This is a genomic window from Clostridium gelidum (assembly GCF_019977655.1).
GTDB lineage: Bacteria > Bacillota > Clostridia > Clostridiales > Clostridiaceae > Clostridium > Clostridium gelidum.
The window spans coordinates 3,706,825-3,732,059 of record NZ_AP024849.1 but is presented as its reverse complement, the minus strand read 5'-3'; the positions used below and the strand labels follow the sequence as shown (position 1 = coordinate 3,732,059).

At 29.5% G+C, this 25,235-nt stretch carries 24 protein-coding genes; 20 read left to right on the top strand and 4 right to left on the bottom strand.

What is annotated here, in order from left to right:
• The first annotated feature begins 228 nt into the window (after positions 1-228).
• From psyc5s11_RS17180 to psyc5s11_RS17115, 14 genes are all read left to right on the top strand, one after another.
• Complete coding sequence (locus tag psyc5s11_RS17180; RefSeq protein WP_224033708.1) at positions 229-762, top strand: hypothetical protein; 534 nt, start codon at positions 229-231, stop codon at positions 760-762.
• Between the two features lie 580 nt (positions 763-1,342).
• The gene (locus tag psyc5s11_RS17175; RefSeq protein ID WP_224033707.1) at positions 1,343-1,489 is read left to right on the top strand and encodes a hypothetical protein; all 147 of its coding nucleotides are present in this window, start codon (positions 1,343-1,345) and stop codon (positions 1,487-1,489) included.
• A 216-nt stretch (positions 1,490-1,705) separates the two neighbouring features.
• Positions 1,706-3,079 carry a glycoside hydrolase family 32 protein gene (locus tag psyc5s11_RS17170; RefSeq protein ID WP_224033706.1) on the top strand — a complete coding sequence of 458 codons (1,374 nt, stop codon included), beginning with the start codon at positions 1,706-1,708 and terminating at the stop codon, positions 3,077-3,079.
• Complete coding sequence (locus psyc5s11_RS17165; protein WP_224033705.1) at positions 3,072-4,475, top strand: sucrose-specific PTS transporter subunit IIBC; 1,404 nt, start codon at positions 3,072-3,074, stop codon at positions 4,473-4,475. Before psyc5s11_RS17170 ends, psyc5s11_RS17165 begins: the two co-directional genes overlap by 8 nt.
• A 3-nt stretch (positions 4,476-4,478) precedes the next feature.
• Complete coding sequence (locus psyc5s11_RS17160; protein WP_224033704.1) at positions 4,479-6,626, top strand: glycoside hydrolase family 3 N-terminal domain-containing protein; 2,148 nt, start codon at positions 4,479-4,481, stop codon at positions 6,624-6,626.
• Positions 6,627-6,933: 307 nt separating this feature from the next.
• Positions 6,934-8,412: a BglG family transcription antiterminator gene (locus psyc5s11_RS17155; RefSeq protein ID WP_224033703.1), complete on the top strand. Its 1,479-nt coding sequence runs from the start codon at positions 6,934-6,936 to the stop codon at positions 8,410-8,412.
• Positions 8,402-9,250: a Cof-type HAD-IIB family hydrolase gene (locus psyc5s11_RS17150; RefSeq protein WP_224033702.1), complete on the top strand. Its 849-nt coding sequence runs from the start codon at positions 8,402-8,404 to the stop codon at positions 9,248-9,250. The genes psyc5s11_RS17155 and psyc5s11_RS17150 overlap by 11 nt, the downstream gene beginning before the upstream one ends.
• A 121-nt stretch (positions 9,251-9,371) precedes the next feature.
• A complete protein-coding gene (locus psyc5s11_RS17145) occupies positions 9,372-9,860 on the top strand; it encodes a PTS sugar transporter subunit IIA (protein ID WP_224033701.1) in 489 nt (162 codons plus the stop codon).
• A 67-nt stretch (positions 9,861-9,927) separates the two neighbouring features.
• Positions 9,928-10,878, top strand: a complete 951-nt coding sequence (locus psyc5s11_RS17140; protein ID WP_224033700.1) for a carbohydrate kinase family protein — start codon at positions 9,928-9,930, stop codon at positions 10,876-10,878.
• A gap of 625 nt (positions 10,879-11,503) precedes the next feature.
• Positions 11,504-12,367 carry a MurR/RpiR family transcriptional regulator gene (locus psyc5s11_RS17135; RefSeq protein ID WP_224033699.1) on the top strand — a complete coding sequence of 288 codons (864 nt, stop codon included), beginning with the start codon at positions 11,504-11,506 and terminating at the stop codon, positions 12,365-12,367.
• Between the two features lie 392 nt (positions 12,368-12,759).
• Positions 12,760-13,068, top strand: coding sequence for a PTS lactose/cellobiose transporter subunit IIA (locus psyc5s11_RS17130; RefSeq protein WP_224033698.1), 309 nt, complete (start codon positions 12,760-12,762; stop codon positions 13,066-13,068).
• 117 nt (positions 13,069-13,185) lie between these two features.
• On the top strand, positions 13,186-14,490 hold the full coding sequence (locus tag psyc5s11_RS17125) for a PTS sugar transporter subunit IIC (RefSeq protein ID WP_224033697.1): 1,305 nt from the start codon (positions 13,186-13,188) through the stop codon (positions 14,488-14,490).
• Between the two features lie 246 nt (positions 14,491-14,736).
• A complete protein-coding gene (locus psyc5s11_RS17120; protein ID WP_224033696.1) occupies positions 14,737-15,009 on the top strand; it encodes a hypothetical protein in 273 nt (90 codons plus the stop codon).
• A gap of 67 nt (positions 15,010-15,076) precedes the next feature.
• The gene (locus tag psyc5s11_RS17115) at positions 15,077-16,426 is read left to right on the top strand and encodes a 6-phospho-beta-glucosidase (protein ID WP_224033695.1); all 1,350 of its coding nucleotides are present in this window, start codon (positions 15,077-15,079) and stop codon (positions 16,424-16,426) included.
• Between the two features lie 132 nt (positions 16,427-16,558).
• Here the strand turns inward: psyc5s11_RS17115 and psyc5s11_RS17110 are convergent, their stop codons facing one another.
• The 4 genes from psyc5s11_RS17110 to psyc5s11_RS17095 form a co-directional block, all read right to left on the bottom strand.
• Positions 16,559-16,759 carry an IS3 family transposase gene (locus psyc5s11_RS17110; RefSeq protein WP_375542015.1) on the bottom strand — a complete coding sequence of 67 codons (201 nt, stop codon included), beginning with the start codon at positions 16,757-16,759 and terminating at the stop codon, positions 16,559-16,561.
• Positions 16,760-16,941: 182 nt separating this feature from the next.
• A complete protein-coding gene (locus tag psyc5s11_RS17105; protein ID WP_224038213.1) occupies positions 16,942-17,772 on the bottom strand; it encodes an aminotransferase-like domain-containing protein in 831 nt (276 codons plus the stop codon).
• A 27-nt stretch (positions 17,773-17,799) separates the two neighbouring features.
• Positions 17,800-19,148 (bottom strand): IS3 family transposase gene (locus psyc5s11_RS17100; RefSeq protein WP_375541960.1). Its coding sequence is split into 2 segments (ribosomal slippage): positions 17,800-18,761 and positions 18,761-19,148, totalling 1,350 coding nucleotides; the frame shifts between segments, so codons are not numbered across the junction.
• Positions 19,149-19,222: 74 nt separating this feature from the next.
• A complete protein-coding gene (locus psyc5s11_RS17095; protein WP_224033694.1) occupies positions 19,223-19,756 on the bottom strand; it encodes a GntR family transcriptional regulator in 534 nt (177 codons plus the stop codon).
• 137 nt (positions 19,757-19,893) lie between these two features.
• On the opposite strand from psyc5s11_RS17095, the gene psyc5s11_RS17090 reads away from it, so the two are divergent.
• From psyc5s11_RS17090 to psyc5s11_RS17065, 6 genes are all read left to right on the top strand, one after another.
• The gene (locus psyc5s11_RS17090) at positions 19,894-20,295 is read left to right on the top strand and encodes a GNAT family N-acetyltransferase (RefSeq protein WP_224033693.1); all 402 of its coding nucleotides are present in this window, start codon (positions 19,894-19,896) and stop codon (positions 20,293-20,295) included.
• Positions 20,296-20,312: 17 nt separating this feature from the next.
• Positions 20,313-21,233 (top strand): DMT family transporter, encoded by a 921-nt coding sequence (locus psyc5s11_RS17085; protein WP_224033692.1) that lies wholly within the window; start codon positions 20,313-20,315, stop codon positions 21,231-21,233.
• A 130-nt stretch (positions 21,234-21,363) separates the two neighbouring features.
• On the top strand, positions 21,364-22,323 hold the full coding sequence (locus psyc5s11_RS17080; RefSeq protein WP_224033691.1) for an alpha/beta fold hydrolase: 960 nt from the start codon (positions 21,364-21,366) through the stop codon (positions 22,321-22,323).
• 498 nt (positions 22,324-22,821) lie between these two features.
• Positions 22,822-22,992 (top strand): hypothetical protein, encoded by a 171-nt coding sequence (locus psyc5s11_RS17075; RefSeq protein ID WP_224033690.1) that lies wholly within the window; start codon positions 22,822-22,824, stop codon positions 22,990-22,992.
• A gap of 435 nt (positions 22,993-23,427) precedes the next feature.
• Complete coding sequence (locus psyc5s11_RS17070; RefSeq protein ID WP_224033689.1) at positions 23,428-24,843, top strand: phage baseplate assembly protein V; 1,416 nt, start codon at positions 23,428-23,430, stop codon at positions 24,841-24,843.
• A gap of 12 nt (positions 24,844-24,855) precedes the next feature.
• Positions 24,856-25,221, top strand: a complete 366-nt coding sequence (locus psyc5s11_RS17065) for a DUF4280 domain-containing protein (RefSeq protein WP_224033688.1) — start codon at positions 24,856-24,858, stop codon at positions 25,219-25,221.
• Positions 25,222-25,235: the final 14 nt, after the last annotated feature.

Sequence of the window (25,235 nt, the reverse complement as noted above, 5' to 3'; positions counted from 1 at the left end):
TCATAGGATTAACAATCCAATATTCTTTTACTTTGAACTGATCATTTAATCCCACAGGAAAATCACCACTTGATACTATAATAAATATTATTCTACAAAAACGCAATATAAAAAGGAGGTTCAACCAGCCTTGACTAAGGAATAAAATTTTTAAAATAGCAAAGGATAAGTTATAGAGTAATTTATGTTAATAATGCAAGTCTATTAACCTAATATGGAGGGATAATAATGCCAAGAAAAGTAATTCGTTTAATAATATTTGTAATATTTATAACCGTATCTATGAATAATATAGCATATGCACAAATACAAACTAAATCTCAACCTTATGGACCAAAAGTATCAGAGTTACAGAACAAAGAAGACATTATTAATAGCTTAGAGCAAATTAAAACGATACGAGCAAATTTAACTATAATTAATGTAAAACCTACCACACCAGCTGAAGAATTAAAAACCATAGATACTAATTTAGAGAAATATATTGAGCAACTTAGAATTATTAGAGCAAATTTAGTAAAGCATGCTGATACATATGAAAATTCAATTTCTGATGTATTCTTTTCAGAACAAATTGTGGCTATAACTGATTGTTATATTATAAGTCTAAAACATCAACAAATCTTAGTAAGATTAATAGTAAACAATCCAGAAGAAGCATCTACGCTATTTTATTCAACTTATATGATACCAATATATTACTACATTACACAAGGTGATCAACTGGTAGCTTATACTCAAACATATATGGTGATTTCTTGATGAGTTTAGAGTGGAAATTTAATAGTATGAGCAAAAATAAATTATATCATTCATTTCTATATAGATAACCACAGTGGAACTCATACTTATGCGTATAACTCACCGAAATTGAATAAATGTTTATTCCAGCGGACTAATAAAATTTCGCTGGAAGCCACTAAATGGCAGGTTGCACCCATTACAGTTTGCTCCAAATATAAAATTTGGACAAACTATAATAGAACAACTCACCATTAAGTGGCTTCAACAGCTTATTTTCTAATGCCGCTTTCACAAACATTTATCCAATTTCTCTGTTTTTGTATACTCCTAAGTATAGTAAGTATTGAATATAATACCATGTATAAATACAACTTATGATGTATTTATCTATATTTAAATTTTCTCTTTGAGCAAATTTATTTGAATAGTTATTATTAAGATCCTCTTAATAAAGATATATGTTTAAATATGAAAAATTGTAAAGTTCTAAAAAATTTTAGAATTTAACAATTTAAGAACTTAAGAATTTCAGAATTTTAGAATTTGCTTGTAAAATGGGGGCTAAGGAGTTTTTTTGATTAGAAAAGTTAGTTGTTTTATGAGTGATATAACTATAAAAGCATTAATAGAAACAATAAAAGACCTTCCGGAAGATGATAAAGAAACCATATTATATTTAACACAAATATTCAAAGGTGAAGAAAATATTATTATTGATTATGTTAAAAATGAATTAAATAGATAAAAATTTAGAGGTAGTAAATTAATACTACCTCTTTCTTAAATATTTAGGAGCTATAGGAATAACAACTATACTGAACTTAAAAAAAAGCAATAAAAGAATAAATATATATGATATTTATTTTGCCACTTCTAGAGGTAAATAAGCGACTTTGTTTGTGAAATTTTATGTTATATAATACAGATGTAAACGATAAAAGAGAAAGGAGGAGAGACTAATATGGATAAAAAAAATGACATAAAACCTAAGTACCATATTGCACCTAAAGCAGGTTTCTTAAATGATCCTAATGGATTAGTACAATTTAAAGGAATATATCATGCTTTCTATCAATGGTTAGAAGAAGTTACGCCACAAGGAGCAAAATGCTGGAGACATTGTATTTCTAAAGACTTAGTTCACTGGGAAGACAAAGGAATAGCATTAAAGCCAGATATGTGGTATGACAAAAATGGGTGCTATTCTGGAAATGCTATTGTATTCAGTGAAAAAATTTATCTGTTTTATACTGGAAATGTTAGAAAAGAAAATGGAGATAGAGAAACTTATCAATGTTTAGCAACTTCAGAAGATGGAATTACGTTTAAAAAACATGGACCAGTTGTTTATTTACCAGAAGGATATACAGCACATTTTAGAGATCCAAAAGTTTGGAAAGATGAAGAAGAAAATATATGGTGGATGATAGTAGGAGCGCAGACAATTGAAAAGAAAGGAAATGTAGCACTTTTTTGGTCAGAAGATTTATATAATTGGAATTATAAAGGCAACTTGCTTCCAGACACGATGAACTGGGGATATATGTGTGAATGTCCAGACATGATTCGTTTGGGAGAAAAGTATATTTTAATTGTAAGCATGCAAGAGAAGAAGATAGAAAATAGCATAGAAAAAGATAGCTGTCATGCAGTATGGATGAGTGGTGAATTTTCAAAAGAAAAAGGAACATTTACACCATATAAAGAAGGAATTAGAGTAGATGAAGGCTTCGATTTTTATGCACCTCAATCATTTGTAGATGAAAATAATAGAACATTATATATGTCTTGGATGGGGGGCGGTGAATATGATTATCAAATGTCACAGCCAGCTGGAAAAGATGGATGGCTTCATAGTTTTACGTATCCAAGAGAATTTGTTTATAAAAATAATTGGTTGTATCAAAAACCAATTAAAGAATTAGAATTTCTAAGAGATGATAAAGTTGAAAAAAGTATAGAAGATGAAGAAGTAAGTTTAGAGGTTAAAGATTACTATAAGGAAATGGAATTCATGTTGAATGATCAAAATGAATTTAAATGCACTATATTAGGATCATTAAAACTATCTTATAATTCCAGTCAAAAGATATTAAACATTAAAAGATTTAATTGGCTTACAAAAGAGTTTGATGAGAAATATTTAAACATTAATGAGGATTTAAAAACGTTCAAAATATTTATTGACAATTCTTCAGTGGAAATATTTATAAACGAAGGGAAAAGAGTTATTTCTAGCAGAGTATATTTTCAAAATAATAGTATTCAAATAAAAGCCAATGGAAAATTAAAATTAAATTTATGGAGTTACAAGGGGGACAATACAAATGAGTGATAATTATGAAAAAATTGCAAAAGAAGTAATTGAAGCAGTAGGAGGAGCAGATAATATTATTTCAGCTGCTCACTGTGCTACAAGATTAAGACTTATTCTTAAAGATAGAAAGAAAGCTGATGATAAGGTAGTTGAAGGAATTGATAAAGTAAAAGGATTTTTCTTCACTTCAGGACAATATCAAATTATTTTCGGAACAGGAACTGTAAATAAAGTATTTGAACAAGTAAGTGTTCTTGGTATATCTGGTACATCAAAATCAGAGCAAAGCCAAATGGTAGCTGAACAAGGTGATAATAAATTTAAAAGAGGAATTCGTATATTTTCTGATATATTTATACCAATTATACCAGCAATGGTTGCCACAGGATTGTTTATGGGACTTAGAGGAGTTTTATTACAAGAACAAATATTATCATTATTTGGACTAACAGTAGAAAGCATTCCTAGCTCACTATTAGCATTTACTCAAATATTAACAGATACTGCTTTTGCATTCTTACCAGTTCTTATTTGCTGGTCAGCATTTAAGAAATTTGGAGGAACACCAATACTTGGAATTATGGTTGGACTTATGCTTGTAAGCCCATCGCTTCCTAATGGATGGGCAGTAGCTCAAGGAACAGCTGAACCACTTATATTATTTGGAATTAAAATGGCAGGATATCAGGCATCAGTATTACCAGCTTTTTTTGCAGGACTAATTGGTGCAAAATTAGAGATTTGGCTTAGAAAAAGAATTTCGGATACATTTGATTTAATACTTACGCCATTTTTGACATTACTTATTACCTTAATTTGTGGGTTATTAATTATTGGACCTATTGCTCATCAAATTGAAATTTCTCTTGTATACGTTGTAACATTATTATTTACTTTACCTTTTGGAATAGGTGGATTAATTTGGGGAGGGATATCTCAATTAATAGTAGTTACAGGTGTTCACCAAGCATTAAGTGTTGTTGAAATACAGATGTTAGCGCAAACAAAATGGAATCTTGTAAATCCTATTGGTTCTTGTGCAATAGCTGCACAGGCCGGAGCAGCATTTGCAGTAGGGATGAAAACTAAGTCTAAAAAAATTAAAGCTTTATCTTTTCCATCAGTAATAGCAGCACTTTTAGGAATTACAGAACCAGCTATATTTGGGGTCAATTTAAGATTTGTAAAACCTTTTATAATGGGACTTGTTGGTGGAGGCGTAGGTGGATTCTTAGCTTCATTATTTAAACTTAAGGCGACTGGCATGGGTATATCTGCCTTGCCAGGAATGCTTCTTTATTTAAATAATCAATTTCCATTATATATATTAGTAATAGTAATTTCTTTTGGAGTTGCATTTGCACTTACATTCTTATTTGGATATAAAGACAAAGAAGAAAATAAGGGAGAATAAAGAATGAAAAAAGAGGACATAAAAGAGTTATTATCTAAGATGACATTAGAAGAAAAAATAGGACAATTAACACAAATCAGAACAAGTTATTATTATAATTCTAATACTTCAGCAACAGGAACAGCTTCTAAACTTAAAATTACAAAAGATCAAAAATGGATGATAGGAACTGTTTTAGGTAAATTAGATGCAGAGATGATGTCTAAAATTCAAAAAGAATATTTAAGTAATAATCGTTTTGGAATTCCATTACTCTTTATGCAGGATATTATACATGGATTTAAGACCATATTCCCTATTCCACTAGCACTTTCATGTTCGTGGGATGAGGAATTAATAGAAAAAACTGCAAGAGTCGCAGCAAAAGAAGGAAGTTCGTCTGGATATCAAGTAACATTTTCTCCTATGGTAGATGTAGTTAGAGATCCGAGGTGGGGAAGAGTTATTGAAAGTTTTGGAGAAGATACGCTTCTTAATAGTTTATTTGGAGCAGCTATGGTTAGGGGATATCAAAATAATGATTTAAAGAATCCGGATACTCTGATTTCTTGTGTAAAACATTTTGCTGCTTATGGAGCTGCAGAAGGTGGAAGAGATTATAATACAGTGGATATTTCAGAATGTAGACTTAGAAATGAATATTTTCCACCTTATTATGAGGCTATAAAAGCTGGGGCAAAATTAATTATGTCTTCCTTTAATGTATTAAATGGGATACCAGCCACTGCTAATACATGGCTTTTACGTAAAATATTAAGAGAAGAATGGAAATATGAAGGTGTTGTTATTTCAGATTGGGGTGGAGTAAAAGAATTAATACCTCATGGTACAGCAGAAAATAGCATAGATGCAGCAAAATTATCATTAAAAGCCGGTATAGATATTGAAATGGCTACTACTGCATATTTTGAAGCCTTACCTAAACTCTGTAAAGACAAAAATATAGAAAAATTATTAGATGATGCAGTGGAAAGAGTTCTTTTATTGAAAAATGAATGTGGATTATTTGAAGATCCATATAGAGGAATTTCTTCTGAAAAAGAAAAACAAACATTGTTATGTGGTGATTTTAGAAAGATAGCAAGAGAAGCTTCTTGTAAATCTATGGTGTTATTAAAAAATTCAAAAGTACTGCCTTTATCAGAGAATAAAAATATAGCATTAATTGGGCCATATGCTAATAATCCTTCAATATTAGGACCGTGGTCTTTAGATGGAGATATTAATGATGTAATTACAATTGAACAAGGATTAAGAAATAAAAATATTAACCTTCAATCTGTAGAAACAACATCATTTAATGAAATCTCTAGAGAAAAAGTAGATGAAATAATAGAAAAAACACAAAGCGCTGATATTATTGTATTGGCTTTAGGTGAAGAAGAAGAAAAGAGTGGAGAAGCAGGAAGTGTGAGCAACATAACTCTTCCACCAGCTCAAATAAAGCTGCTGAGTTATATGAAAAAGTTGAACAAGCCTATTATAGTTATTCTTATTAATGGGCGCCCATTAGACCTTACTAATATAATAGAAGAAGCCGATGCGGTTTTAGAATGCTGGTTCCCAGGAACAGAAGGGGGAAATGCAATTGCAGATATTCTATATGGCGCTTATAATCCAAGTGGAAGACTTACTATGAGTTTCCCAAGGGCAGTAGGTCAAATACCAGTTTATTATAACAGTTTAGCTACAGGAAGACCAAAAGAATTGCTTAAGATTGAAAAAAGATATAAATCTCAATATTTAGATATTCCAAATGAGCCGTTATTCCCATTTGGATACGGGTTAGGATATTCTCAGTTTAAATATGATAATTTTAAGATAAGCAAAAATGAACTGAGCAGAAAAGAAAAAATATCATGTAGTATTGATGTTACTAATAATGGAAAATATACCGGTATAGAAACAGTACAATTGTATATGAGAGATAAGGTTGCAGATATTTCAAGACCAGTTAAACAGCTAATTAAATACAAACAAATTATAATTAATCCGAGTGAAACAAAAACAGTAGAATTTACCGTTAATGAAAAAGATCTTCGTTATTGGAATGGTGAGAATCAATATAAAAGTGACGAAGGACTATTTGAATTTACTATAGGCAAAGATTCTTCAGATGGAATTTCTTTTGAAGTAAGATTAGTTAGTTAGACTTTTAGAATTTCCCTCATTGTTATAGTGAGGGAAATTCTTTAAAAATATAATTTGGAGAATTAACAAAACTTATATTTTTAAAGTTTTATAAAAGATTTTAAGAGAAGCATAGCTAACTTATCATAGATTTGAAATTTCATTAAATGATTTAGATTCATTTATTTATCTTTAGTATATAATATATTTATGAGATTTGCGCAACAAACATGGGGACTAAGAAAAGTAATTTAAATGGAATTACAAAAAACCTATTATGTAATATTTTTGCAAAAGAATATAATAATATTATAAAAATGGAGGATTTATGAAATCAAGACAAGTAATTATGCTTAGAGACTTATTAAATCACGAATATGTACGTCCAAATGAATTTGTGGAAAAATTAAACATTGGTTTAAGGACAGTTAGAATGGAGATACATGAAATAAATGATATATTGAAACCTAAAAACATAAGAATAAACTCATCCTCAGCTAGAGGGTATTTTGTTGTTAAGGAAGAAAGAAAGCAATTTAATGAATTTCTAAATAATATGATTGTAAGTTTAAAGAAGCTGGAATTGCCAGAGACGCCAGGGGAAAGATTTTTATTTACATTTATGTACTTAACATTTATAAAGGAGCCTATTTCAGTTCAAAATATAGCGGATATTATGTATGTGTCAAAAACAGTAATGATCAAAACTATAAATGAAATTGAGGAATATTTACATAGTTTTAATGGACTTAATATTGAAAGAACAAAGAAAGGTCTTTATTTTCTTGGGAAAGAAAATAATATAAGACATATATTATCTGAAACATTAAATTATAAAACATATGGATCTATTTTAATGTACAAGGTTTTAAAATTTCAGTTTGGAGAATCTTATATCAAATTATATGAACTTTTGCAAAAGGAATTACCAACTATCTTATATAAAAATAATTTAATTCTAATTGATAAATCTGTAGAAGGATTTTTGTTGGACATATTTATACTGATATATCGTAATAAAGCTGGATTGTTCTTAAAATCAGAAGACAACAGAAAATATCCTAAAGTATTTGAAGAAATTATAAAGGAAATTGAGGAACTTCTAATTAAAAATGATATTCGAATTTCTGAGGATGATAGAAATTTTTTGAAAGAATGTCTTTTAACTAAAAGGGTATTATATGAAAATTGTGTTAAATTAGAACCAAGAAAAGAATCAGTAGAGTTAACGGAACAATTTTTATCAATAGTGGATGCAAAATATAGCAGTAATTATTTAAAAAATATAGAGTTAAAAGAAATGTTAAGTATACATATAGATAAAATGCTTTATCGTTTAGAACAAGGACATTTTGAACATAATGCTTCAGTGAGAAATGTAAAAGAATTATATAAAATACAAACAGAAATGACAACTATTTTATATAAACTAATATTTGATAAGTATGGTTATAAGATTCAAGAGGAAGAATTAGGATTTATTATACTTTATATGGGAGCTTTTGCCCAAACAAAAATAAAAGCAATAATAATAAGTGATATTGGGCAAAGTGTAGCTGCGAGTATGACAAAACAAATTAATAATTATTGTGGTGATAAAATCGAAATTATAGGAAGTTTTTCTTTGAATTATATAAGACAATTTTTTATAGATGTAGATGTGATTCTTACACCAATACGATTATTTAATGTTACACTCCCAAGCAAAACTAAAGTTATTTATATTAATTATGTATTGCAAGAGGAAAATATTAAAAGAATACAGGAATTTTTGATTAATTATGATGGAGGTGGAAATGAAGGTTAAACTCATAGCATTAGATTTAGATGGAACATTATTAAACAGCTGCGGTTATATAAGTGATAAAACTCTTCTGGTAATTAAAATGGCTATTGAAAAAGGAATACAAGTAGTTCCAGCAACTGGGAGAAGTGTTGGGCTAATATGCGAAGAAATAAAATCAATAGAGGGAATTACATATGTAATATCGTCTAATGGGGCAGCTGTAGTAAATTTAAGAGAAAATAAAGTTGTTTTTTCTAACTTTATTACTATAGACATTTTAAAGAAAATAACTGAAATAATCAAGGGGTATCCAATTGTTGTTGAATTTTATTCAGGCGGGGATGCCTATATAGATGAAGATGTTTTTGTAAATCCTACAAAATATGGGTTGACAGAAAAATGTTTAAGTCTTATGTCAAATAACCATAATCTAGTCAAGAATATTTTTTCAATAGTTGAGGACAGAGAAGAATGTGAATGGTTAGATTGTGTAGAGAAAGTAAATATTCCGTTTTTAAAAGAAGACATGAAAACTCAAGTGTTTAATAGTTTATTATGTATAAGTAATCAGATTAAAATAACATCATCTGTAGAAGACAATCTTGAGATTAATACTCATAGTGCAAACAAGGGAAATAGTTTAGAAAAATTAGCTAAATTACTTGGAATAAATTTAAAAGAAACAGCTGCTATTGGAGATAATAATAATGATATAGAAATGATCCAAATGGCTGGGATTGGTATTGCAATGGGAAATGCAAGTGAAGGCATTAAAATGAAATCGGATTTTATTACACTAGACAATGATAAAAATGGAGCTGCAGAGGCAATTTTACAAATTTTAAATGAAAATTTGTAATTCATTTTGTTTATAGATATTAAATTTATCATTGTTTAAATAATATAAAAGATCGGGAAATAAGAATTAAAGCTGTAATAGATGCGGGAAAATAGCCTTTTACAAAGGAAGGATGAAAAATATGTTTAATTTTTTAAATAAAGAAAAGTTTAAAATAGTGTCGCCAGCAGATGGAAAACTTAAATCAATAACATCTGTAATTGATGAGGTATTTTCTTCTAAAGCTTTAGGAGATGGTTTCGCAATTGAGCCAACACAAGGAATATTGTATTCACCTATAGTTGGTGAAGTATCAATGGTTTTTCCAACTTTACATGCAATAGGATTAAAAACTAAGGATGGAGTTGAAATTTTAATTCATATTGGTATTGATACAGTTAAACTTGATGGTGAAGGATTCGAAACATTTATTAGACAAGGACAAAAAGTCAAAATAGGTGATATGCTTATTAAGTTTGATATAGAAGAAATAAAAAACAAGGTTCCATCAACTGATATAATGGTTATATTTACTAATGGTGAAATCTGTGAAATCATTAATAGTGACATACAGGTTAGTGCGGGACAAGCTAACATAGTTAATATTATTAAACAAAGGAAGAACAACTAAAAATTACAATCAGAAATTATGATAAAGTTAAGGTTAATTAAGCATGGGAACTTAAGGAGTGTAAAAGATGAGTAGTAACATATTTTGTATAGGAGAACTTTTAATTGACATGGTTTGTGTTGATAATAAAGGGTTGAAAAATGGAGAAAAGTTTGAAAAAAAAGCTGGTGGAGCGCCAGCAAATGTAGCAGCCTGTATTTCTAAATTAGAAGGCAATGCTTATTTTTTAGGTCAAGTAGGTAATGATTTCTTTGGGAAGCATCTAATTGAATTACTAAAAGATTTAAATATAAATATTGAGATGGTTGTAGAGAAAGGCAGCACAACTATAGCCTTAGTTGGAATTGATGAAAATGGTGAACGTAATTTTGATTTCTTAAGAGGAAGTGATGGAGATTATTCATTTGGCAATATAAATTTATCAAAAATAATTAGTTCAGATATAATTCACTTTGGTTCAGCTACAGGATTCCTAGAAGGTGAATTAAAAAAGACATATTTTAAGTTATTAGAATATGCAAAAGCAAATAATATTTATGTATCATTTGATCCAAACTATCGTGATGCTTTAATTACTCCAGATAAACTAGAATTATTTATTGAAGATTGTATTGAATTCTTAAGGAAAAGTGATTTTACTAAATTAAGTGATGAAGAATTGTTTTTAATAACTAAAGAAAAGGATATAACAAAAGGAGTTAATAAATTACACGAATTTGGTGTTAAATTTATTGCTATTACTTTAGGCTCCAAAGGAACATATTTAAGTGTTAGTGGAGAAAATACAGTAATCCAATCTATAAAGATCAAGCAACTAGATTCAACAGGTGCTGGAGATGCATTTGTTGGAGCTGTATTAAAACAAGTAGCTGATGTTGAAGACAAACAAAATATTAGCTTTGAAGAATGGAAGAATATAATTGCATTTGCAAATAAAGTAGGAGCAATTACATGTACAAATTATGGTGCTATAGAATCAATGCCTGCGTTGAGTTATATAAGAAAATTACACAATTGAATATAAAATTTTAGAAGACAGTTTTGAATTGAACAAGTGAACATTATATAAAGATTAACACGTGTATCTGTTATTAAATATTTACATTAAGATCCCTTGATAAAAAGCTTTTTGCAGCTTAATTATTAAGGGATTTTTATATCCATTTAAAAAATCAAATAATTGCAATTTAAAAAATGTCGTACGAATTTTAAAGCTTTTTAATTATTTACCTAAAAGTAGCCAATCTAAAGAAACTTCTGAAGCTTTGGCAAGAGCTACATCTTCGTAATCAGATACAAATCTATCCCTTGATTCAATTCTTGATATGGATATTCTATCAAGTTTAAATTACTAACAATATTTGAGGAGGCGCGATATTTTAAGAAAATAATTAACTCCTATATGATGTATATAATTATCAGTGAATCAATCAGTTTCTTTATATATTGATTTATAGTAATGCATGTCGTATTATAAATACGAAATGTGTTCCATAGATTTTTTTATTTTAACGAGAGAATATGACGAGTATTAGATATGTAGCACCAACAACTAGGTTAAAAATAGAACAAGTAAGTAATAATTGTTGAACTACCAGAAGAAAGAAAAGGTAAAATAATTTTAATGGGTGAGGTATTATGCTATGGGAATATTGAAGGAGATTCGGAAATCAGAAGGGTTTACAGAAAGAGAATTAAGCATTTGTTCTTTTATTTTAAAGAATCCAGAAAAGATTGCAAATATGTCTACAAGGGAGTTGGGAATGTCAACATATACAAGTGCAGCAACCATTAGTCGTTTTGTCAAAAAGATAGGATGCGATGGATACCATGACTTTAAAATTAAATTTGTTAGTGAAATAAAATCAACCAATATAAATGATTTCGAAGAAGATAGTGATATTTCAAAAAGAGATACTATTATTTCTATTGTAAATAAGGTAAGTGAAATTCAAAGAAAAGTAATAGAAGAGACAAGGCAAGAGTTTTCTTTAGAACAAATGGTACGTATAGGAAATATATTGGAGCAGACAGAGTACATTGATTTTTATGTATATGATATAAATGTACATCTTGCGAATTATGGATGCAATCAGTTGTTTCATTGTGGAAAGATTGCAAATACGTATATTGCTACAAATGTACAACAGTTATTAGCACTCAGAAAGTCAGAAAAACATTTGGCGATTATTATAAGTCATACTGGAGAAAATTCTAGATTGATTGAATTTGCTAAATCCTTAAAAAAAAATAAAGTAAAGACAATTGTTATTACCAGTGATAAGAAGCATACTTTAGCACAGTTAGGCGATGAATTTTTGTATGTTGCGGCTACAAAAAATGTAGAAGGTTTGGAAATCATTACTTTCTCAACTTCCGTAAAATATATTTTAGATGTATTGTTTTGCATTGTTTTTATAAAGCAATTTGAAAACAATCAACAATTAAATAGAAGCTATGAAAAAATAGGAAAGAATAAATTGTGGGCATTACTACATGATATATAAAACTGGTTTAATGGCTAAAAGTTAACATAACAATCCGGCAAGAGATTTGTATAAGATATCTTGTTGGATTTTTTTTTAAAATTACAAGTTTTGTATAAGATACCTTTCAAAAGTGTTAGTGTGAAACCTTGTTTCATAAAATTATAAACTTAGAGAACTAATTATGAAACAACCAACCAATGTAAGGGGAAAGTATTTAACTAAAATGTATAATTGCTATAATGAACTTAGTTAGATGACAGCTACACTGCTGAATGCTTTTATGCCTTTTATTCTTATGGCAGGTATGCATTTATTTTTAAAACTATCAAAGATAATAATTTCTAAAATGTATGAATAATAAATTTATTTTTATTATTAAACTACAAATTTAATTTTAGGAGGAAAACAAAATGAATGAAGAGCAAATTGTAATGGATATCATTATAAATGCAGGTGAAGCTAAGGGGTATGCTTATGAAGCACTTAGTAAAGCAAAAGAAGGTAAGTTCGATGAAATTGATGATCTGTTTGAAAAAGCAGAAGAAGCACTTGGAAGGGCGCATGATATTCAGACCTCATTACTAGCAAGAGAAGCAAATGGTGAAAAGATAAATGTATCGATACTGTTTGTACATTCACAAGATCACTTAATGACATGTATGTCAGAAAAGAACTTAATTAGAGAAATAATTGAAATGAGAAGAGAAAGACAAGCGTAGTATGAGATTTGTCTTTGTGGAGAATCTGAAAACGTATAGAATTTTTTAAAATTATTAAGAGATAATAATTAATAATTATTATAGAGTAAATATATTATTTCAAGGAGGAATTATATTATGGAAGAATCAGTAAAATTTAGTGAAAAACTTATAACGATAGTAATGAAGTTCGTTAACATGAAAGGTGTTATAGCACTGAAAGATGGTATTATGTATACGCTGCCGTTAACGTTAGTAGGTTCAATTTTCTTACTATTAGCACAAATACCTTATAAACCATTTAATGATTGGGTAACTAGTTTTCTAGGAGAAAGTTGGACAGACCCCCTATGGCAAGTATTTGGATCAACTTTTTCAATAATAGCAATTATAGCATGTATGGGCATGGCATATATATATGCCAGAAATGATGGACATGAGCCATTCGCAGCAAGTGTTATGTCATTTGTAGCTTTTTTAATTATAAACAAGTCATCTCTTGTTACTGCAAAGGGAGAAACGGTGTCAGGTATTATAGACAAGAACTGGACTGGTGGGCAAGGCATGGTTACAGCTATAATTGTAGGATTAATAGTTGGTGCAATTTATTCTTGGTTCTTAGAAAAGAAATTTGTAATCAATATGCCAGCAGGTGTTCCACAAGGGGTTGCTAACCAATTTACAGCATTAATTCCAGCAGCAGTAATTTTTACTGGATCAATGATAATATATACATTCTTTAAATTTGTAATGAATACTACATTTATTGAAGTTATTTTTAAAGTTTTACAAACTCCGTTGCAAGGTGCAACAGATTCATTACCAGGTGCAATAATGGCAGGTGCATTGATACCTTTCTTCTGGTGGTTTGGTGTTCATGGTGGGGCTATAGTTGGTGGAGTTATGGGACCTTTATGGGGTGCTAATGGTCTTGCTAACCAGGCAATCCTTGATAAAGGGCAAGAATTAACAATCGCTAATGGTGCACATATCGTTACACAACAATTTGTAGATCAATTTTTAACAGTAACAGGTTCAGGATTAACAATAGGTCTTGTTATAGCAATGATATTAGTAGGAAAATCAGCACAATCAAAAACATTAGGAAAAATAGCTTTAACACCAACTCTATTTAATATTAATGAACCAGTAATATTTGGTTTTCCAATAGTTATGAATCCATTTATGTTTATCCCTTTTGTAGCTGTTCCAACAATTTCATCAATTATAACTTACTTTGCTTTTAAAATTGGTTTCTTACATCCATTCTCAGCTGTAAGTGTACCTTGGACAACGCCACCAATAATTTCTGGTTTTATTCTTCAAGGTTGGCAAGGTGCATTATGGCAACTAATTATAATTGTAATATCAGTTATTGTATATGTCCCATTCCTTAAGAAACAAGATTCAATTAACTTAAAACAAGAACAAGAAGTTGTATAGATAATAAATTATTATTAGACAGCATAATTAGAATATTATTAAAAGTATTACTCCAATCTTCAATTGAAGGTTAGAGTAATACTAAAAAACTAGTACTGTATAGTGTAAATATTATAGAAATGTTGAATATAATAAAATTTTCCCAAAATAGTTTTTTGAGTATTTTGATGATAATTTTAATAATTATAATATGAAAATTAAAAAAATAATTTAAATAGTGTAATTTAAAGGCGAGGAGAATAGATTATGAAAATTTATAAATTAACAGTAGTAGGTACAGAAGAGGATTTTTCAATCAATTATACTAGCACAAGCGATTTTATGAATTATAAAAGCTTTGAATTTGAAGGATCAGAAGAAGAAAAGTATGTACATTTTTTGGAGGATTTAAAAAAGAATGGAGGGCCTCAGCCTATAAATATTAAAGTGAAAATGAGAACTAAAACTGTTGATAGAGCACTTTCAAAAAATGAAGTTTTAAACTTGAAAAGTGCTAATGATTTTGTAAACAAATTATAAGAAAATAAGTTTCAACAACTAATTTCACTACAATTATAATAAAGTTTAATATATAGGAGGGAAATATATGATAAAGGATAGACTTAAAATTGCAACAATTGGTGGGGGGTCTAGTTATACACCAGAATTAATAGAAGGTTATATAAAAAGAAAGGATGAGCTTCCAATAAAGGAAATTTGGCTTGTTGATATTGAAGAAGGAAAAGAAAAATTAGAGATAGTTGGCAATTTAGCTAAGCGTATGGTTGAAAACGCAGGTTTAGATTGGGAAGTACATTTAACTTTAGATAGAAGAGAAGCTTTAAAGGAGGCAGATTTCGTATCAACTCAATTCCGTGTTGGATTATTGGATGCTAGAATTAAAGACGAACGTATTCCACTTAGTCATGGAATATTAGGACAAGAAACTAACGGTGCTGGTGGTATGTTTAAAGCATTTAGAACTATTCCAGTAATACTGGATATAGTTAAAGATATGAAAGAACTATGTCCAAACGCATGGCTTGTAAACTTTACAAACCCAGCAGGTATGGTAACAGAAGCTGTTCTTAAATACGGTGACTTTGAAAAGGTAGTTGGTTTATGTAATGTTCCAATAAATCATAATATGCTTGAATCTAAACTAATTGGTAAAGACGTTAATGAATTAGTTTTTCAATATGCAGGGTTAAATCATCATCACTGGCATAAAGTATTTGATAAAGAAGGAAATGAAGTGACTTCTTTAATAATGGAAGAGATGTTTAAATCAAATGAGCAAGTACTAGAAAATATTCATGAAATTCCTTTCTTTGAAGAACAAATTCGTGATTTAGGAATGTTACCATGTGGTTATCATAGATACTATTACCTAACAGATGATATGCTTAAAAATGAAATTGAAGAATTTCAAAAAAATGCAACTCGTGCGGAAACAGTTAAAAAATTAGAAACGGAGTTATTTGAATTATATAAAGATCCAAACTTAAAAGTCAAACCAGAACAATTAACTAAACGTGGTGGTACTTATTATTCAGATGCAGCTTGTGAGCTTATTGCTTCAATTTATAATGATAAGAGAACTGATATGGTAGTTACTACTAGAAATAATGGTGCGTTAGATGATCTTCCATATGATTGTGCAGTTGAAGTTAGTTCTATTATTACAGGGGCTGGTCCAATGCCCATTAACTTTGGTAAGTTTGCTCCAGCTGAGCGTGGAATGGTTCAAATAATGAAAGCTATGGAAGAAGTGACAATTGAAGCTGCTATAACTGGTGATTATGGTAAGGCACTACAAGCCTTTACGATTAATCCATTAGTACCAAGTGGAAAAATTGCAAGAACAGTACTAAATGAAATGTTAGTAGCACATAAAAAACACTTACCACAATTTGCAGAAGTAATAGAAAAAATTGAAAATGGTGAAATAAAATAGTAAATAATAAAAGGCTTCAGATGTTTAAATGATGAGTAGTTTAAAATGATACCTATAGACTGGACACATGAAAAAAAGTGTTTAGTCTGTGAACTGCACCCTGTCAAGTAGACAGATGAAAAAATAAAAAAATTATGAAGCTAAGGTCTGATTTCGATATTCAATTGGAGTCAGACCTTTTAAATTTTTCTGTAGTCTTTTTGTATTATAAAAAACTATGTATTCATCAATTGCTTGTCTCAATTCTTCATATGTATAAAATTTTTGCAAATAGTACATCTCACATTTCAGAGTTCCCCCAAAACCTTCCATTGGTCCGTTGTGGGTAGCTATATTTAAATTTTCTCTTTGAGCAAATTTATTTGAATAGTTATTATTAAGATCCTCTTAATAAAGATATATGTTTAAATATGAAAAATTGTAAAGTTCTAAAAAATTTTAGAATTTAACAATTTAAGAATTTAAGAACTTTAGAATTTGCTTGTAAAATGCGGGATAAGGGGTTTTTTGATTTGTTAGAAAATTTGTTTCATAATCTGTGAAATACCATCTTCAATATATTCCTCTTCCACATTTGAGATATTAAGTTTTAATATAGAGTCTTTTGCAATGAAGGAACGTAAATAATTATTAGTTGTTCCATCAACAATAATTGATTTGCTTTTCAGTCGCTGAATAACCTTTTCACATGATATTTGTTCATTCAATTCAATATAAGTATGGAAAGCAATATTTTTTATGGGAGTATACTGAAAGAAAGTCTGATTACACTCTTTTTGATTTTTTCCCAATGCTGATATTAAACAGTTTGCTCTTGAATAATAAGTTGCTTTCATTTTTTCCTTATGTCTTTCAAACATGCCGTTTTTAATATAGATTTCTAATGCTGCCTGAGAAAGCATAGAGCTGTCTATATCAAGAATCCGTTTGTATTGACTGAATGTTTCAATCAATTTTTCAGGGATTACGGCAATACCGATTCTTAATCCAGGGAATATGATTTTTGAATAACTCTTTAAATAGATGACATGTGTAAAATCATCATAAGAATAGATTGGATCAGATTTTGAATTTTGTTCAAAATCAGCTAAATAATCATCTTCTACAATAAATACATTATATTTTTGTGCTAGTTCTAAAATCCCCTTTTTCTCTTCTTGAGAATAGGACGTTCCCAGAGGGCTATGATACCTTGGCATGGTATAAAAAAATTTAATATTTTCTTCTCTAAATAACCTCTCTAATTCTACTAAATCGATTCCCTTACTGGTTCTTTTGATACCAATTACCGGTACTTTCAGTGTTTGTAAGGATTCGATGAATAAATGATAACCGGGTTGTTCTATAAAATGTACCCTTTGTAAAGGACATTGTTAAAAATACTGTGTAGAATCAATGAGATGATTTCTGTATTCAACAGGAGTCATCCTTTTTAAATTCCATTGATATCTATAGTTGTTATAATAAATCATGTACTGGTCTATCTCATTTTTTAGGTCTTCTAATGTTTGGCATTGTTTTATGTTTACTTCATCTTTGAAATGCCCAAAGAATGATTCCTGCGGGGCGTTGTCCCAACAGTTTCCTCGTCTAGACATAGATTGACCAAACCCACATTCTTTTACTAACTTCTGAAATTTAGGACTTGTGTAGTGTGATCCTTGATCTGAATGAATGAAAGCTTCAGGATGAAATTTTACACTTTTTGATTTCTTAAGATTGGTGATAGTATCGATAACTATATCTAATGTGAGACTATCAGATACATTATAAGCCATTATTTCATTAGTTGATGCATCTTTAATGGTCGACAAATAAGCCTTTTTGCTTTTATTTTTATAGAACAAATAGGTAATATCCGTAAGCAATACTTTGCCAGGGGTATTCTGTTTGAAATTCCTATTAAGCACATTAGGTAAGACTTTATGTTCTTTAGTTGCTTTTACCATTCGTCTATATGGATTTGCTTTTCTATAAGGACAAACTATGTCATATTTTTTCATAAGTCTGCGAATACGTTTTAGATTATATACAACTCCATATTGAGATTTCAATACCATCTTTATTTGTCTTGCACCTTTTTTATGTTTTTTGAAGTTGAATGCCTTTAAAATTATATCTTTAACTTCCAAATCATTATCGTTGCGCTTGCTGCGCAAGCATTCGGATTTTGCTGAAAAATAATTATAATATCCAGAACGTGATACACCAGCTAATGTGCATAAATAGCTTGTCATATTCTTTAATTTATATTTTTTAATTACTGATTTAATAAGAATGAAATTTTCTTTTGTTAATGAACCTATTTTCGTTTTATCACTCTCCTTTCTATCAAATCGAGTTTTTTTAATAATTCATTCTCAGCTTTCAGTAGAGTAGTTTGTACTTTAAGACGTTCATATTTTTCGTCTATAGAAAGTTCCTTATCACGAGGTCGCCCAGCTTTGCCTTTTCTTGTATCATCTAAACCATGTATACCGTTTTCCTTATAGGCAGCACGCCATTTTTTACTTATCGATTCAATTCGTCCAATCTCTAAGATACTTATCACGAAATCAGATTCTTCAAATATCTTTCGTGGAAACTTTCCTTTTTCGTATTCTGATATAAAAATTCGTCTGAATTCATCTGTATATGTAATTGATCTTTCACTAACATTTTTTACATATTTATTTCTAGATATCAATTCTATTTCTTCTTTTGTAAATAACTTATTACTCATAAAATCTACTCCTATCTCTTTGTTTTATTATACATAAAAACCCTATAAGATAGATATTTTATTTACTGTCTATCTTATAGGGTACATTTTACTATTAATATCGTTTTTTTATTATTTGGGAAAGGAATTGCAGCTAAGATGGATAATGCTTGCTGAATACCAGAGGTTATAAAAATATTTTGTTTCTTGGCAAACACCTGGTAATTGGTTAACTGTTTTTGCACCACATCGATTAAGGAAGGCAATCCCCTAGGAGTGCCATAGATAAATAAATCATTCTTATAGATGTCAATTGCTTGATTTATGCAGTGCTGAAAATCCAAATATGGAAACACCGCAGGATCGGGTGCAGAAGAGGAAAAGTCAAATACAAGTTTTTTGCCTTGTTTTAATTCATTTTTTGATATTACAACATAATATCCGCTTTTGGGAAGTGAATAAAGTACGTGTTTTCTTTCCAATTCAGTCAACGTACGAATAACAGTACTTTTATTGCAATTATAAGACTCAGATAAGCTGCGGATAGAAGGAATTCTCTCCCCTTGTTTATATTTACCGCTTTTCACCATGTTTTCAATTTCGTTTAATAATGTTAAATATTTATACATAGCACACACCTCTATTTCTGTACCGGTACACATTGAGTTTGTTTACATTGTAACATAGCACTATATAAATTAAAATAGAGATATGAAAACTATGAATATAAAAACAATTGGAGAATAATTAAGGGAGGTATATGGAAATGAAAATGCGCTATGAAAAACCGAAAGCAGAAGATTATGTTAGCTTGAGGCTTCGTTCAGGAATGGGAAAAAAGGATTTGGAAAGAAGCAGAAAAGCAATAACAAATTCTTTATTTACAGTATCTCTTTATGACAAAGAAAAATTGATAGGATTTGGAAGAATTGTAGGTGATGGAGGAATCACTTATGTGGTAAGTGATATTATGGTGGATGAACATTATAGAAGAAAAGGCTTTGCAGATCAAATAATGAAAGAAATCAATAACTACTTTGAAGAAAGTACTTTTGAAGATAGTTATATATGTTTGATAGCGAACAGTCCTGCTGATTTATTATATCATAAGTATCAATTTGAGTATTTGTCACCAAATAAGTGTGGCATGTTACGTAAACAAAGCTAAATGAGGTGAATATTAAAATGGAAAATAGCAATAAAACAAAAGCATATCTTGCGGCAGTACTGTATGCCTTTATTATAGGCTTATCCTTTTTGTTTACAAAGATGGCCTTAACTGTGACCGATCCACTTAATATTTTGGCGCATAGGTTTACAATTTCATTTTTTGCAATATTGATTCCAGTATTGTTTGGATGGATAAAATTGAAAATTACTGCAAGAGATGTGCTTTCTATTTTGCCGCTTTCCTTGTTTTATCCCGCACTATTTTTTGCTTTTCAAGTCTTTGGATTAGTCTATGTTTCTTCCTCTGAGGCGGGCATCATTCAAGCGACCCTTCCCGTTTTCACCATGATTCTGGCGGCGCTTTTTTTAAAAGAAAATATTAACCTGCTACAAAAAATATCCTTAGGGGCATCTGTATGCGGCGTGATTTATATATTTGCAATGAAAGGCATTCATTTAAAATCTGCCAGTTTTCTTGGTATTGTATTAATTATGTTATCAGCACTTGTAGCAGCATGTTATAACGTAATGGCAAAGAAAATAACCCGAAAATATAAAGTAGTGGAGATAACTTATATCATGACTGCAATTGGCTTTTTAAGCTTTAACGTATTATCAGTCGCAGATCATATTGTTAAAAACACGCTTATTACTTATTTTAAGCCGTTTTCAAGTTCAGTGTTTTTGATTTCTATATTCTATTTAGGAATACTATCGTCATTGATAACATCTCTGCTATCAAATTATACATTGTCTAAAATTGATGCATCTAAAATGAGCGTATTTAGCAATTTATCCACGCTAATAACCATATTTGCTGGGAGTATCTTCCAGCATGAAGGAATCAGATATTATCATATAATAGGAGCAATTATGATTCTTTTTGGAATCATTGGTATGAACTTTTTAGGCAGAAAGAGTAGTATTGATAATTAACATATATAAATAACTTAATTTTCTTACCGAAATGTAGGAACAAATTCTTTATAAATGTTGTATGACCATCAATCCACAGCTGGATATGAACTGTAATTAAAAGCAAATAAAAATCATGGAGGAAAAATAGATGAAAAAGGCACTTAAAATAATCGGTAAGGTATTACTATGGATTTTTGGGATTATAGTTGGATTAGTGATAATATCAGCAGTAACGCATAATATTCTGAAACCAATTGAAAAGAACAAATATAAAATAGGTCAGACGATAAATGTAGATGGTAAAAATATGCAGGCTTATGTGACTGGCACAGGAGAAAAAACAATCGTGTTACTAAGCGGCTTAGGAACCGCTTCACCAATTACAGATTTTATGCCTTTGGCAGAAAGATTAAGTGCGGATTATAAAGTTGTAATTCTTGAATATTATGGGTATGGCTTTAGCGACACGACAAAGGTGGAGCGTTCTAATGAAAATATTGTAAATGAAATAAGATCAGCACTGAAAAAATTAGAAATTAGTGGACCATATATATTGATGCCTCACTCGATATCGGGCGTATATGCTATGGACTATGCAATAAATTACCCAAATGAAGTGGAAGCAATTATTGGAATTGACGAGTCTATACCGAATCAAACAAAAATCAATAAAGATGCGTACATGTCACCCAATTTGACGTTATTTAACACATTGGGAATTCTAAGGGATATCACATACATTTCGCCAAGTGCTGATGATGGGATGAACAAAAATAATTATTATTCTGCTGAACAAGTTAAATTGAAAAAAATGGCAACAGTTTGGAATAGTGTAAATATATCTGTGATAAATGAAATGAATATGGTAGATACAAATACAAAAGAACTATATGACGTGAAATATCCCAATGATTTACCTGTTCTATCATTTTTATCACAAGATTCAGTGGACACTGATAATGAGTGGCTACCGCTTCATGAAGAAATAATTTCAAACGCTACTATACAAAAGATTGAAACTCTTAATGGAGGACACTATTTACATTGGACAAATGCTGATAAAATTGCCGAAATGACAAAAGAGTTTATTTCCACACATCTAAAATAAGCAATCTTATAGATTTCAGCTTGGTGCCGCTAGCCGGATTCAGAAATGGCATGTTCACAAATCTTGCTAGAGGCAAATGATAGATAAAAATAGGATCTGTTAACATGCAAGACCTCCTTTATATTTTAATTATTTTTTTAAGCTTCTATAAAAAATAATTAACTCTCATTTTTTTATACATTTCTATATTATGAAGCATCTTTTCATCAATTGTTATTAAATCATTTAATCCCACAGGAAAATCACTGCCTGATACTATAATAAATATTATTCTACAAAAACGCAACATAAAAAGGAGGTTCAACCAGCCTTGACTAAGGAATAAAATTTTTTAAATAGCAAAGGATAAGTTATAGAGTGAATTTATTTGAATGGTTATTAAGATCCTCTTAATAAAGATATATGTTTAAATATGAAAAATTGTAAAGTTCTAAAAAATTTTAGAATTTAACAATTTCAGAACTTTAGAACTTCAGAATTTTAGAATTTGCTTGTAAAATGGGGGCTAAGGGTGCATTACAAGAAAAAGGATATTCAAGAGAAGATTCTTTAATTTGGATTGGTAAGATCAGAGAGTTTGGTATGCAGTCAAGTTTTATTTTGGATAATAATACAGAGGATATTGAAGGCGATATAGATAATATTTTAAAAGAATTAAAGAAAATATAAATTTATATATTCAATCAAACATACTATTAATCTTCTAGTATTCCTTCTTATGTACGCATGATTTACCGTGTACAACAATATGAAACATAATGAAAATATTTAAGTAATTTAAAATGTAGCAGCATAGATGATGTTGTTGCATTTATTTTTTTGTATATTTATGATTTGAGCAGCTGGTTCATATTAGTATATATTACTTAAAATGATTTGTTTGTAAAAAAAAACCGAAATAGATTGAATAAGTAAATTTCATACATTATAATTTAAAGGGTTAGTTAAAAATGGTAAAAGATGAAGTTTCAAGGATGCAGAATCAATGAAGTAAATACTCAAAGGGGATTTTAATTGACAAGAAGATTTAGATTGAAAACATATACTAATTTTAACTTGGTCAATTCTATATATAAATTATAAGAATATGGGAGGATGAGGAATTTGGAAAAAAGTAATGAAACGGAAAAAAGTGAACCTATAACTTACAGAGAGTTAAAGATATCTACTTTTGAATTACTATACATTAAGGAGCTTAAAGTGACTGGAAATATTAATAATCACAGCACTTTAAATTTAGTTGGGATATTGCCAGAAGACAAGAAGGATGAGGATATTCATACCAGTTATAATACTCCTATTAAGGTATATGCCGTAACAGATAAGGGAGAGGAACCCATTTACTATGGAATAATTACTAAGATAAAAGTTAAAAAAAATGCAGATTATTATGAGTTACATATTGAGGCACAAAGTTATACTTATTTGATGGATATTCAAAGAAGAAATCGTTCTTTTCAAGATAAGAATATGAATATTAATGAACTCATTTATGGAATTACGAGAGCTTATGGGAAAGGGGGTTGTAATTCATATATTAGTGATGGAGCTACAGAGAGATTATGGGTGCAATATGATGAAACAGATTGGGAATTTGTTAAGCGAGTAGCATCCTATTATAATGTAGGACTTATTGTAAGTATTACGTTAGAAGGTGTTCATTATTTTGTAGATACACCAGAGTTACAAACTAAAAATATAGAAATTAATGAATATACAGCTACTAAGTTAATTCAAGATTATGATGTAATTAGGGAAAATGATTTACCTGATTCAAATGAGATAGATTATATTACGTATACAGTACAAAGTTACGAACTTTTAGATCTAGGAGATAATATTAGTTTTAAGAGTCGATCATTTTATGTATCAGAATTAACTTATGAAATAGAAGATAGTATATTACAGAATACCTATGTGCTAAAGCTTAAAGGTGGACAAAAGCAAGGCAGGTTATATGCTCAGCAGCTATGTGGAATTTCGTTGGAAGGAAATGTTATAGAAGTAACAGGAGATAAAATTAAAGTCAAGTTAGATATAGATAAAGAACAAGATCAAAGTACAGCTTATTGGTTTAACTATTCAACTTTGGCAGCATCACCAGATGGTAGCGGATGGTACTTTATGCCAGAGATTAACGATAGAGTACGAATTTATTTTCCAACCCATGATGAAAAGGATGCTTATTCTATAAGTTGCATACAACAAATTAAGGGTGATCCGGATGTAAAATATATAGCAACCATTTATGGTAAAAAAGTTATCTTTACTAAAGATAGGGTGACAATTACAGCTAATAATAATGCAACTATTGTACTTGGAAAAAGCGGAACTATCAGTATAACAGGAGATAATAGTATAAATTTGAATGCAAGTGAAACTATTACCCTTAGAGCTGAAGATAGCATTATTATATCAGGAAAAAACAATGTAGATATAAGCTGTGATAAAGGTGGAAAAGCACTTTTTGAAGGTAGTGGAAATATAGTGTTAGATGGTACAAAGGTAAGAATTAATTAGAGGTGATATTTTATGGCAATGACATATGTAGTAGATGGAGCAAAAACATTGTGTTCAAAAGGAATAGGAACAAGCATAGTAAATAAAGGCTGTGAATGGAATTTAGAGTTACATGATAAAAAAATGTTAACAATAGCAGACAATGTACCTAATAAAAATATTAAGCCTTTTCCATTATGTACAAGTCCTAAAAATCCAGCAGTTATAGCAGCTGGTATGAAGCCAGCAGCATGTAATCCAGTTATATGCAACAAATGGATAAATGGAAAAATAGATGTTATTTTAAAGGGAGAATTAGCTTTGAATAGTGAATGTTTATTAGGTTGCATATATGGTGGAATAATAAAAATTGTAGATGATGGACAAAGAAAATTATAGTGGAGGTAGTAAAA

What these genes read in the sequence shown, in the direction of transcription:
- psyc5s11_RS17165 (WP_224033705.1), top strand. Translation starts at nt 3,072, where the DNA reads ATGAGTGATAATTATGAAAAAATTGCAAAAGAAGTAATTGAAGCAGTA.
- psyc5s11_RS17180 (WP_224033708.1), top strand. Translation starts at nt 229, where the DNA reads ATGCCAAGAAAAGTAATTCGTTTAATAATATTTGTAATATTTATAACC.
- psyc5s11_RS17085 (WP_224033692.1), top strand. Translation starts at nt 20,313, where the DNA reads ATGGAAAATAGCAATAAAACAAAAGCATATCTTGCGGCAGTACTGTAT.
- psyc5s11_RS17090 (WP_224033693.1), top strand. Translation starts at nt 19,894, where the DNA reads ATGAAAATGCGCTATGAAAAACCGAAAGCAGAAGATTATGTTAGCTTG.
- psyc5s11_RS17120 (WP_224033696.1), top strand. Translation starts at nt 14,737, where the DNA reads ATGAAAATTTATAAATTAACAGTAGTAGGTACAGAAGAGGATTTTTCA.
- psyc5s11_RS17140 (WP_224033700.1), top strand. Translation starts at nt 9,928, where the DNA reads ATGAGTAGTAACATATTTTGTATAGGAGAACTTTTAATTGACATGGTT.
- psyc5s11_RS17155 (WP_224033703.1), top strand. Translation starts at nt 6,934, where the DNA reads ATGAAATCAAGACAAGTAATTATGCTTAGAGACTTATTAAATCACGAA.
- psyc5s11_RS17095 (WP_224033694.1), bottom strand. Translation starts at nt 19,756, where the DNA reads ATGTATAAATATTTAACATTATTAAACGAAATTGAAAACATGGTGAAA.
- psyc5s11_RS17150 (WP_224033702.1), top strand. Translation starts at nt 8,402, where the DNA reads ATGAAGGTTAAACTCATAGCATTAGATTTAGATGGAACATTATTAAAC.
- psyc5s11_RS17130 (WP_224033698.1), top strand. Translation starts at nt 12,760, where the DNA reads ATGAATGAAGAGCAAATTGTAATGGATATCATTATAAATGCAGGTGAA.
- psyc5s11_RS17170 (WP_224033706.1), top strand. Translation starts at nt 1,706, where the DNA reads ATGGATAAAAAAAATGACATAAAACCTAAGTACCATATTGCACCTAAA.
- psyc5s11_RS17135 (WP_224033699.1), top strand. Translation starts at nt 11,504, where the DNA reads ATGGGAATATTGAAGGAGATTCGGAAATCAGAAGGGTTTACAGAAAGA.
- psyc5s11_RS17145 (WP_224033701.1), top strand. Translation starts at nt 9,372, where the DNA reads ATGTTTAATTTTTTAAATAAAGAAAAGTTTAAAATAGTGTCGCCAGCA.
- psyc5s11_RS17175 (WP_224033707.1), top strand. Translation starts at nt 1,343, where the DNA reads ATGAGTGATATAACTATAAAAGCATTAATAGAAACAATAAAAGACCTT.
- psyc5s11_RS17125 (WP_224033697.1), top strand. Translation starts at nt 13,186, where the DNA reads ATGGAAGAATCAGTAAAATTTAGTGAAAAACTTATAACGATAGTAATG.
- psyc5s11_RS17065 (WP_224033688.1), top strand. Translation starts at nt 24,856, where the DNA reads ATGGCAATGACATATGTAGTAGATGGAGCAAAAACATTGTGTTCAAAA.
- psyc5s11_RS17075 (WP_224033690.1), top strand. Translation starts at nt 22,822, where the DNA reads ATGGGGGCTAAGGGTGCATTACAAGAAAAAGGATATTCAAGAGAAGAT.
- psyc5s11_RS17115 (WP_224033695.1), top strand. Translation starts at nt 15,077, where the DNA reads ATGATAAAGGATAGACTTAAAATTGCAACAATTGGTGGGGGGTCTAGT.
- psyc5s11_RS17080 (WP_224033691.1), top strand. Translation starts at nt 21,364, where the DNA reads ATGAAAAAGGCACTTAAAATAATCGGTAAGGTATTACTATGGATTTTT.
- psyc5s11_RS17160 (WP_224033704.1), top strand. Translation starts at nt 4,479, where the DNA reads ATGAAAAAAGAGGACATAAAAGAGTTATTATCTAAGATGACATTAGAA.